Origin of the sequence: Coprococcus sp. ART55/1, assembly GCF_000210595.1 — a bacterium.
Lineage (GTDB): Bacteria > Bacillota > Clostridia > Lachnospirales > Lachnospiraceae > Coprococcus > Coprococcus aceti.
The window spans coordinates 2,948,581-2,959,926 of record NC_021018.1; the positions used below are offsets into that span (position 1 = coordinate 2,948,581).

The window sequence follows — 11,346 nt, forward strand, 5'->3', positions numbered from 1 at the left end:
TCTCGTATACTCCGCTGGCCTTGACATACTTCTTGATGTATACCTTGACGGAGGATATCATCTTTATATACTTGTCCGGAAGCTTACACTCCACATAATCCGACTTGAGGAGCTTGAGGTTGGTCTTATCAAATGTAAAATCAACATCCGGCAGTGTTATATTGTCACCATAGATATTGGTGAACTGAAGCTCTGCCTTAAGTGCCTTTATATCGTCGTTATTGTAGTTGTTGAACCACACGGAAATCTTTGTTCCCTTGCCCTCTGATGCAAGCACCACCTTTGATGCTCTTGGCACGAGCAGGTCGTAATAGTTTCTTACATATATCTCGTTTCTGATGAAGCTGCTCTTGTCAAATTCCGACTTGTACTGCTCCTTTATGTTTACCAGAGTTCCACTGGCAACAACAGCAGTTACGTTGTTGGTGTATTCCTCAACACCTGTTCTGAATCCAACTACAGCATTGTACTTCGTCTCACGGACCATATCTGTGAAATTATTGATTGTTTCATTGAGGATCTCATCGATCTTCTCCTGATAGATATCTCTTCTATCCGTGGCAATATCCGCAATAGATGTTCCGAAATCCTTCAAAAAGTTGGAATTAAGTATCGTCTGTGTGAACTTGTATGTTCCATAGCCAACGATATCATATCCCTCAAAGCTTGTTCCCGATGTAATTAATACTTCCTTCATTAGCGCACCTCCCAAATATAAAAAAATTGTATCACAATAATCTTCATTTAACAAATGTTTTTTGTTGAATTTTTAATCAAAAAAAGGTGCTTTTTTGTGAATATTATAAAATAATTATAATTTATTTCTTCAGGTCACTATTTTTATATGTGACAAATGTGAAATTCACCTCTGACACATCCTCACCCGGTCTCTCATCCGTCACATCCCAGTTGTCCAGTTTGTCGAGATTCGAAATGAAGGCATCGGCCTCAAATTCCCTGTCTATTTTGGTGATTACTGCCTCATCACAATATGGTATGAGCTCATCGTAGATAGTCTGTCCGCCTATGACAAAAATGTCATCCGTGTCATATTTTGCCAGTTCTGTAAACAGTTCGTTCATTGAGTGGACAACCACCGCATCCTCAACTGCATATTCAGGATTCCTGCTGAGAATTATATTTGCCCTTCCCTTGAGCGGTCTTCCGCCCGGAAACTCCTCCAGAGTCTTCCTTCCGAGAACAACGACATGCCCCATCGTGGTCTGTCTGAAATTTCTCTGATCCTCCGATATCCTTATCAGTAATCTGCCTTTATTTCCAATGGCCCAATTCTTATCTACCGCTGCAATAAACTTCATATGTCCTCCATCTGTATAATTCCCGTCCCATGCTTCATAGTCTTATATCGCAATAGGAATATTCTTAATCTGTGGTCCTGTCTCATAGTCTTCTATCCTGAAATCATCCAGAGTAAAGTCATAGAAATCTTTGACATCCGGATTCATATAGAACCTTGGAGCAGGATGTGTAGGTCTTGTTATCAGCTCCTTGACTATCGGTATATGTCTGTCATATATGTGTGCATCCGCGATCACATGTACCAGTTCTCCCGGCTTAAAGCCCGTGACCTGGGCAAGCATATGTACCAGTACCGCATACTGGACAACATTCCAGTTGTTGGCCGCAAGCACATCCTGGGATCTCTGATTCAGTATAGCGTTGAGCCTGTCCCCTGTTACATTGAATGTCATGCTGTACGCGCACGGATACAGATTCATCTCACTCAAGTCCTGATGAACATATATGTTAGTGAGCATTCTTCTGCTGTATGGGTTATTCTTAAGGTCATATATCAGTCTGTCCACCTGATCCATCATGCCCTCTTTATATTTATGCTTTACACCAAGCTGATATCCATATGCTTTTCCTATGGAACCGTTCTCATCTGCCCAACTGTCCCATATATGGCTTTTGAGATCATGAACATTATTTGACTTTTTCTGCCAGATCCAGAGCAGCTCATCAATAGCCGACTTCACATACGTCTTTCTAAGTGTTATCGCAGGAAATTCCTTTGACAGATCATACCTGTTGACAACACCAAAACGCTTTATGGTGTAGGCATATGTTCCATCTTCCCACTTTGGTCTGACCTTCTCCCCCTCCGTACTATATCCATTATCGATTATATCTTTACACATGTTTATAAAGAGATCATCTGCAAGACTCATTTTGGTAACCTCCGATTGTTTTTTCAGATAATTATATCATACTCTCCATCCCACATGTGATTAATTATTACATCAAACAACACTTTTATTACATTTTGATTTACAACGGACTATTTTTGTGTACAATGCAGAAAAACATTCAAAGGAGGTGAAACATGAAACCACATTCATCCAATCCACTACCTGCCCTTCTCAGATATTTCAGACAGAAGGCAGGACTCACACAGCAGGATGTCGCAGCAGCGCTATCTATTTCCAGATCCGGATATGCCAACTACGAGGAAGGGAGAAACATCCCTAATATAGAACAGGCCATAAAGCTGTCAGAGCTTCTCAACCACGATTTTCTATATGCATACACCCTGTCATCAAGATACATGCAGGGGCATCCAAAGCCACTACAGATCGTCATGGAGGACAATTCATACATGACCGCCATAGAATCTAACCAGAGCACAGCAGACATGCTGGGCAATTACAGATCTCTCAGCGACAGCGACCGTCAACTTATAGACACATTTGTGGCAAATCTAGCATCTAAAAATTCCAGACTGTAGATCCAGTATTATACCCACCAATTACAGTAAATATTATTTTTAAGGAGAAAACAGGAAAATATGAAAAAAAGAAAAGAACGCAACATTGATCCGTCGGTGTATGAAGACGATTCATCCGATCAGGATTTTAACTGTGCAGTGATAGGCGGCGCACTGAAGTCTCTAAGGCGCAGCCACGGAAAAAGGCAGCAGGAAATAGCCGCCATCTTGAAGGTGTCCGTCTCCGCCTACTCGCACTATGAATGTGGAGAGCGAATCCCGGATCTCATAAATCTTATCAGAATATCCAATTTATACAGTATTAATATGAGTCATCTGGTGCTGCTCACCTGCATCGATATAGCAAAGAAAAATAAGATGGACATCAGCGAAGTGTTCCTCGCCTACAGCCACGGCAGGACTCTTCCACCGGAAGCGACAGGAATAATGTCCGACTGTGATCAGCTTGACGACAACGGCAGGGAAAATCTCAGGCTGTTTTTAAAGTCTGCACTGAGCTGCTAGCAAACTCACAATTTCGAAATAATACGGTTCAAATCGTTTATAACTCTCTTCTTATCAGCACTCCACAGAGGCGCAACAAGAATATTCTTAGGCCCATCCCCGGTGAACCTGTGAACAACCATATCAGGAGGAAGCTCTTTAAGACAATCACACAAAATATCTGCGTATTCAGCAAATGTCAGTGCACGGAACACTCCTTCCTCATACATTTTTTCAAGAACAGTTCCCCTGAGGACATGAAGCAGTTGGAGCTTTATACCATTTGCGCCGCTTCGCACTATGTACCTTACCGTATCAATCATATCCTCCTTCGTCTCACCGGGCAGGCCTATTATCATATGAACTATAATGTGAACTCCCAGTTCTCTGAGTCTGTTCATCGTCTCATCATACACACTTATGTCATAACACCTGTTGATGAGCTGTGCTGTCCTGTCATTTGCTGTCTGGAGGCCAAGTTCTATCCACACAGGTTTAACAGCTATTATATCTTTTATCATATCTATGACCTCCGGGCCAAAGCAGTCCGGTCTGGAGGCTATCGATACAGCCGCAACGTCATCCCTTCTTGCAGCCGCCAGAAACTTTTCGCGCAAAGCATCGACATCACCGTATGTATTTGTATATGACTGGAAATACGCTATATATCTGTCGCATTTGCATTTGCCTGATATCCTCTTTTTTGCCAGTTCTATCTGTTCATCTATACTCATGACTGCATCCTCAGAGAAATCTCCCGAGCCGCTGGCACTGCAAAAAATACATCCACCTGTCCCAGCTTTACCATCACGGTTGGGACAGGTGGTTCCTGCATTCAATGATATCTTATATAATTTCTCTCCAAATGTATCTCTTATATACGCATTTGTTGTATATATATCCATACTGTTACCTTCTATATACGATCCTGTCTATATCTGATGTGTCGCCTTTACAAGAGCAGGAACTATCTGTTTCTTTCTTGATACAACACCGGGAAGATATGCATAGCTATCCTCAAGCTGCACACCAAATGCTTTGCTGCACAGTTCCTGTGCATTCTCTCCCACGCATATGATACCTGAGCCCTCCTGAAGAATATTGGTCATTGCAAACATGACCACATCACAGCCAGGCTCCATATATCCACCGAGGAATTCACGCATACCGTTTCTTATTCTGTCTATCTCTTTCTCATTGACGGAATTGATCTGTCCAACAGCAACAACCATATCTCCAATGTCGAATTTCTTGAAATCCTGATGAAGTATCTCATCCATGGTCTTGTCCTTGAGGTTGCTTCCCGCGTCGAACATCTCCATGGCAAATTCATATATGTCTATCTCTGCAAGCCTTGCAAGCTCCTTTGCAGCAGCCTCGTCTATGAATGTACACGTCGGAGACTTGAATGCCAGTGTATCGGAAAGTATCGCTGCGCAGAGAAGTCCAGCTATCGGCTTATCTATCTTGACATTCTGCTCTTTGTACATCTGATAGATGATCGTAGCAGTACATCCAAGTGGCTGATTTCTGAAATACACAGGATTCATGGTCTCTATATTCGCGATCCGGTGGTGGTCGATTATCTCGAGTATCTCGGCATTCTCCACGCCGTCAACAGACTGGGTTCTCTCATTGTGATCAACAAGTATGAGCTGTTTCTTTCTCGCATTGATGTAGTTACGCCTTGATACAAGTCCCTTGTAGTTGCCATAGCCGTCCGTAACCGGAAAGTATCTCACTCTGGTCTTTGCCATGGTCGTCTTAAGCGTATCTATATCGTCATCCTCATAGAATGTCATGATGCGGTCTCTTATCATAAAGAATCCTATAGGCATGCTCTGTCCGATAAGTCTGGCAACAGCATAGGTGTCCGTCGGTGTAACAACAACCGCACAGCCCTTGTTCTTTGCAAATTCCAGAACCACGTCAGATATACTGTTCACAAGACATACTATAAGCATGCTCGCACCGCAGTTTATGGCCGCAAGCTGAGCCTCAACCCTGTCACTCACTATGACTATGTCATTTTCCTTGACATGTCTCTCAAGGATGTCAACCTGGGCAGCTCCCACGATCACTCTTCCATCCTTAACATATTCGTCGGCGTCACCGTACACAAGCTCGCCATTTATAGTATCTATTATGTGTGAGAACTTTGTACCAGCTATGAACAGGGAATTATCATCCTTCTCAAGCATATATGCCTCGGCTATATCTCCGACCGTTATTATTCCCTTTATCTTGCCATTATTGACAACCGGAAGTGTCGTGGCGTCGTTATCCTGCATTATCTCAAATGCTCTCTTCATGGTGATATCTCCCGACACACCATCAACTATTCTGTATGCTATATCCTTCACCTGTACATTTACATTGCTCACAAGTGCCGGCGCCTGCACACCAAAATAATCAAGGACAAACTGTGTCTCTTTATTTATATTTCCAGCTCTCTTTGGAATGTATTTGTTCTCATGCTGATTTTTCAGATGGGCGTACGCAATCGCTGAACATATAGAATCCGTATCCGGATTCTTATGTCCTATGACAAACACTTCATCTGTAGGAACATTATGCATATTTCACCTCTTATTTCTATCAATTATAATGTATTCATTTCTATGCCACGCAGGGAAGATGCCTTGTGACATCCCACATGCTAACAAGCATAAATTGAATGAGGCAAAATGACAACCCCTTTTAACGTTGTTTATCATTTTGCCCCATTTTTTATCTGTTTAATCAGAACTTATATCTCGCTTATATCCACGAGTGAAAGCTTTGTGGTATCAGCGGTCTCAAGGCTTGTGAGCAGCGCATCGGCTGTATCAAGGCTTGTAAGACATGTAACACCTGTCTCAACTGCGTGACGTCTGATGATAAATCCATCCTTGCTTCTCTCAACACCCTGTGATGGAGTGTCGATGATCAGATCGATCTCATGGCTCAGTATCAGGTCAAGCAGATTTGGTGATGGCTCCTCAACCTTGTTGATGAGCTTTGCAGGAACACCATTCTCATTGAGAACTCTGCATGTGCTTCTTGTTGAATATATCTCATATCCAAGAGCAGCAAATCTCTTACCAATATTTATAGCATCCATCTTATCTGAGTCCTTGACTGTGAGGATCATCTTCTTGGTCTTTGGAAGATTGATTCCGGCTCCAAGGAATGCCTTGTACAGAGCCTCATTGTAGTTCTTGGATATACCAAGGCACTCTCCTGTTGACTTCATCTCAGGTCCAAGGCTTATCTCAGCGCCTCTGATCTTCTCAAATGAGAATACAGGCTTCTTGATTGCGAAATACTCTGACTCCGGCTGAAGACCAGGTGTGTAACCCATATCCTTGATCTTCTCACCTGTGATAACACGTGTTGCAAGATCTACGATAGGTATTCCTGTTACCTTGCTTATATATGGAACTGTACGGCTTGAACGAGGATTTACCTCTATTACATATACCTCATCATTGTATGCAATAAACTGTATATTTATAAGTCCGATTACGTGCAGGCTGTTTGCAAGCTTCTTGGTGTAATCAGCGATGACTCTCTTTGTCTTTGGTGAGAGTGTCTGTGCAGGATATACCGAGATACTGTCTCCTGAATGTATTCCGGCTCTCTCAACATGCTCCATGATACCAGGGATAAGTATGTCATCTCCATCACATACAGCATCGACTTCGACCTCTTTACCCATGATGTACTTATCTACAAGTATTGGGTGCTCCTGGGTATGTCTGTTGATGATATCCATGAACTCTATGATATCCTTATCAGAGATCGCGATCTGCATTCCCTGTCCACCGAGAACGTATGAAGGTCTTACAAGTACCGGATAACCCAGCTCATTTGCAGCCTCAAGCGCCTGCTCTCTTGTAAATACCGTCTTACCAGCAGGTCTTGGTATACAGCACTTCTCAAGGATCTCATCGAAGAGCTCTCTGTCCTCTGCTGCATCTACATTCTCTGCACTTGTTCCAAGGATTGGTACCCCCATCTCCATGAGTGCCTCTGTGAGCTTGATAGCGGTCTGTCCACCGAACTGTACAACAGCTCCATCCGGATGCTCCAGATTTACTATAGCCTCAACATCCTCCGCTGTAAGAGGCTCAAAGTAAAGCTTGTTTGCTATATCAAAGTCTGTACTGACTGTCTCAGGGTTGTTGTTGACGATGATTGTCTCGTAACCCTTTCTCTCAAATGCCCATGTGCTGTGAACTGAACAGTAATCGAACTCGATACCCTGTCCGATTCTGATCGGGCCTGAACCAAGTACCATTACTTTCTTCTTTGAGTTATCCTCAGCGACCTCGTTCTCCAGAGAATCAAAGCATGAATAGTAATATGGAGTCATGGCATCAAACTCTGCTGCACATGTATCAACCATCTTGAAGTGTGCTGTTACACCGTAGTCGTAACGCATCTGTCTGATCTCTTTCTCTGTCTTGCCTGTGAGTCTCGCGATAACCTTGTCAGGGAACTCAACTCTCTTGATCTCCTTCATTAGCTCCTTGGAGATATCTCCCTTGGACTCGATTATCTTTCTCTCAGCCTTAACAAGGTTGTGGATCTTGTCTATGAACCATCTGTCGATCTTGGTGATGTCATAGATCTGATCGTATGATATTCCACGTCTGATAGCCTCAGCTATGACATAGATACGTCTGTCATCAACATGTCCGAGAAGCTTTATAACCTCTTCGTCTGTCATATCCTTGTATCTGCTTGACCAGAGACTGTCTACATGCTGCTCCAGTGAACGGAGAGCCTTCATAAGTGCACCCTCAAAGTTTGTACAGATACTCATAACCTCACCGGTTGCCTTCATCTGTGTTGTCAGATCATGGTCAGCGGCGATGAATTTATCAAATGGAAGTCTAGGGATCTTGACAACCACGTAATCAAGTGCCGGCTCAAAGCTGGCATATGTCTTCTTTGTAATAGCGTTCTTGATCTCATCCAGGTTGTATCCAAGGGCTATCTTGGCAGATACCTTTGCAATAGGATATCCGGTTGCCTTTGATGCAAGTGCTGATGATCTTGAAACCCTTGGGTTTACCTCGATAACACAATACTCAAATGAATTAGGATTCAGAGCAAACTGAACGTTACATCCACCCTTGATGTTGAGCTCTGAGATAATGTTCAGTGCTGAGCTTCTGAGCATCTGGTACTCCTTGTCACCAAGTGTCTGTGATGGAGCCACGACTATAGAGTCTCCAGTGTGTACTCCGACAGGATCAAGGTTCTCCATGTTACATACGGTTATACATGTACCATTTGCATCACGCATAACCTCGTACTCGATCTCCTTCCATCCTGCGATACATCTCTCGACAAGAACCTGTCCTACACGTGAAAGTCTCAGACCGTTCATGAGGATCTCCTTGAACTCTTCCTCATTCTCAGCGATACCACCACCTGAACCTCCAAGTGTATATGCAGGACGGAGAACTACAGGGTATCCAATCTTCTTGACAAAGTTAAGACCGCCCTGAACTGTTGTAACGACCTCTGAAGGTGCTACAGGCTCATGGATCTTCTCCATAGTCTTCTTGAACTCAAGTCTGTCCTCGGCCTTCTTGATGGTCGTTGATGATGTTCCTATGAGAAGCACGTCATGCTCTCTGAGGAAACCTGACTCATCAAGCTCCATGGCGATGTTGAGGGCTGCCTGACCGCCGAGTGTCGGCAGAAGGCTGTCCGGCTTCTCCTTCTCAATGATAGCCTTTACAACATCAACCGTAAGAGGCTCAATATATACCTTATCTGCTATATCCTTGTCCGTCATGATGGTTGCAGGGTTTGAGTTGATGAGGACAACGCACAGTCCCTCTTCCTTAAGAGAACGGCACGCCTGTGTTCCGGCGTAATCAAACTCAGCAGCCTGACCGATGACTATAGGACCTGATCCGATAACTACAACCTTTTTTATATTAGGATTCTTTGGCATTACTTTGACACCTCCATCATATTCATAAATGTATCAAACAGTGAATCTGTATCCAGCGGACCTGCACATGCCTCCGGATGGAACTGAACTGTCTGTGCATTCTTTCCAAGATAGTGAACTCCCTCTACTGTTCCGTCATTTACATTGACGAAGCTGACCTCTGCGATCTTTCTGTCGAGGCTGTCTTCCTTGACCATATATCCGTGATTCTGTGTTGAAATATATACCTTGCCGGTCTTCATATCTCTTACAGGATGGTTTGCACCTCTGTGTCCGTACTTCATCTTCTCTGTATCACCGCCGTTGGCAAGCGCCATGAGCTGATGTCCAAGACATATAGCAAAAATTGGAATATCTGTATCGAAAAGCTTCTTTACCTGAGCTATTGTGACCTTACACTCCTTTGGATCTCCAGGACCATTTGTAAGCATGATTCCGTCCGGAGCGTCTGCGATGATCTCCTCAGCAGGTGTCTCTGCAGGATATACAGTAACCTGACAACCTCTTGCAAGGATGGACTTGACGATGTTCTTTTTAACACCGAGATCGATGACTGCAACCTTGAATCCGTCACCAGGATAGAATATTTTCTCCTTACATGTAACATCGAGAACAACATGTCCCATCTTCCATGCCTTAATACGCTTCATGCACTCATCAAAATCATAATTCTCATCAGTTGTGATCATACCTCTCATGGTACCATCTTTCCTGAGGATCTTGGTAAGTGTTCTGGTATCTATTCCTTCTATACCAGTTATATTATTCTCAACAAGAAATTCGTTTATGGTCATCTCGCTTCTGAAATTACTAGGAGTCTTGCAGAGCTCTCTAACAATGAATCCTGACTGCCAAGGTCTGCCAGCCTCCATATCCTCTCTGCATACACCGTAGTTGCCTATAAGCGGATATGTCATACATACTGACTGCCCTGCATATGATGGATCTGTAAGAATTTCCAGATAGCCGGTCATCGAAGTATTGAATACTATCTCACTGATTATCTCATCAGTAGAGCCAATACTTTTACCTTCAAACACGTGTCCGTCTTCAAGTATCAAAAAAGCTTTCATAATCGTATTCCTTTCGTTTTTTCTATTTTTGCTCAAAAAAAAAGAGTGAAAACGGGGGAAACGCTTGAGATAACCCACATTTATTGGCCTCTTTTTTCTTAATTTAATAAATACTACCACATTTGACAAGGCGGTACAATATTTTTTTCGATATATTTTTTATTTTTGTGTTCACGGCAAAAATCTTGTTTTTTATTCAATATTTTTATTAATTTTTTCATCTCTGAGCTCAGCAGCCCGTCTGCTAAATTCACATCCACAGAAATTCTGTCTGTATAATCCATATTCCTTTGACAGCTCTATCGAGTGCTTATATCCATTTTTCTTCTTGAAATCACTGAACAGATAATCTATGTCGTATTTCCTGCTCATCTCTGCACCTATCTCGTTCAGCCAGTCCGCATTCTTGTGGGGGCTTATCGACAATGTGGTCGTAAATACGTCATATTCATTTTTCTTCGCATGGATCGCGCTCTTCTCAAGTCTCAGCTTATAGCAGTCATAGCACCTGAGTCCTCTCTCAGGAAGATCCTCCCTGCCCTTAGCCATATCCAGAAACACCTGCGGCTCATGCTCCGCCAGTTCGACATCCACTCCTTCCACATATACTTCATGTACAAATCTGTCAAGCTCACGGAATCTTTTTATGTACTCATCGTAATCCGTTATATTTGGATTGTAAAAATAAGCTGTTATGTCAAAATGCTCCGCAAGGACCGACAGACAATGGCTGGAACATGGCGCACAACAGCAGTGCAGCAATAGTTTTTTCTGCCGCATTGTGTATTTTCACTATCAAATTCAGCTATCTGTCTCTCCATCATTTGATAATAATTTGCATTTTGCATCATTGTTTTCTCCTTTTTTTGTTGATATTTCACACCACATTTTACAACATTCAATTATCTTTTGCACATTTGTGCATGTTTACTAGTTGACTTTGTTATATCTTTACAATATACTGTAGATAGTTACTAAAGCACGTTATGATCATTTATCAATGGAGGTGTAGATTATGACAGTTCAGCAGGCAATTAAAAAGTACAAGTTAGAGCCGCTCAGCGTCAGCGTTGCCAAGGTCAAAG

At 42.8% G+C, this 11,346-nt stretch carries 10 protein-coding genes; 2 read left to right on the top strand and 8 right to left on the bottom strand.

Going from position 1 to position 11,346, the window contains the following annotated elements:
- The 3 genes from CCU_RS13260 to thyA form a co-directional block, all read right to left on the bottom strand.
- Positions 1-697 (bottom strand): heavy metal-binding domain-containing protein (locus CCU_RS13260; protein WP_208896291.1); only part of this gene is annotated, 697 nt, incomplete at its 3' end.
- A gap of 121 nt (positions 698-818) precedes the next feature.
- A complete protein-coding gene (locus CCU_RS13265; protein WP_015535005.1) occupies positions 819-1,319 on the bottom strand; it encodes a dihydrofolate reductase in 501 nt (166 codons plus the stop codon).
- 42 nt (positions 1,320-1,361) lie between these two features.
- A complete protein-coding gene (thyA, locus tag CCU_RS13270; RefSeq protein ID WP_015535006.1) occupies positions 1,362-2,192 on the bottom strand; it encodes a thymidylate synthase in 831 nt (276 codons plus the stop codon).
- 155 nt (positions 2,193-2,347) lie between these two features.
- Between thyA and CCU_RS13275 the strand changes: the two genes are divergently transcribed.
- Both CCU_RS13275 and CCU_RS13280 read left to right on the top strand, forming a co-directional pair.
- Positions 2,348-2,749, top strand: a complete 402-nt coding sequence (locus tag CCU_RS13275) for a helix-turn-helix domain-containing protein (protein ID WP_015535007.1) — start codon at positions 2,348-2,350, stop codon at positions 2,747-2,749.
- Positions 2,750-2,809: 60 nt separating this feature from the next.
- Positions 2,810-3,253, top strand: a complete 444-nt coding sequence (locus tag CCU_RS13280) for a helix-turn-helix domain-containing protein (RefSeq protein ID WP_015535008.1) — start codon at positions 2,810-2,812, stop codon at positions 3,251-3,253.
- A 5-nt stretch (positions 3,254-3,258) separates the two neighbouring features.
- Here CCU_RS13280 and CCU_RS13285 read toward each other — a convergent pair whose 3' ends face one another.
- The 5 genes from CCU_RS13285 to CCU_RS13305 form a co-directional block, all read right to left on the bottom strand.
- Positions 3,259-4,137, bottom strand: coding sequence for a TIGR01212 family radical SAM protein (locus tag CCU_RS13285; protein WP_015535009.1), 879 nt, complete (start codon positions 4,135-4,137; stop codon positions 3,259-3,261).
- 27 nt (positions 4,138-4,164) lie between these two features.
- A complete protein-coding gene (locus CCU_RS13290) occupies positions 4,165-5,811 on the bottom strand; it encodes a putative manganese-dependent inorganic diphosphatase (RefSeq protein WP_015535010.1) in 1,647 nt (548 codons plus the stop codon).
- A gap of 170 nt (positions 5,812-5,981) precedes the next feature.
- Positions 5,982-9,188 (bottom strand): carbamoyl-phosphate synthase large subunit, encoded by a 3,207-nt coding sequence (gene carB / locus CCU_RS13295; protein ID WP_015535011.1) that lies wholly within the window; start codon positions 9,186-9,188, stop codon positions 5,982-5,984.
- A complete protein-coding gene (locus CCU_RS13300; RefSeq protein WP_015535012.1) occupies positions 9,188-10,261 on the bottom strand; it encodes a carbamoyl phosphate synthase small subunit in 1,074 nt (357 codons plus the stop codon). Before CCU_RS13300 ends, carB begins: the two co-directional genes overlap by 1 nt.
- A gap of 192 nt (positions 10,262-10,453) precedes the next feature.
- A complete protein-coding gene (locus CCU_RS13305; RefSeq protein WP_243440902.1) occupies positions 10,454-11,041 on the bottom strand; it encodes an epoxyqueuosine reductase QueH in 588 nt (195 codons plus the stop codon).
- Positions 11,042-11,346 lie beyond the last annotated feature (305 nt).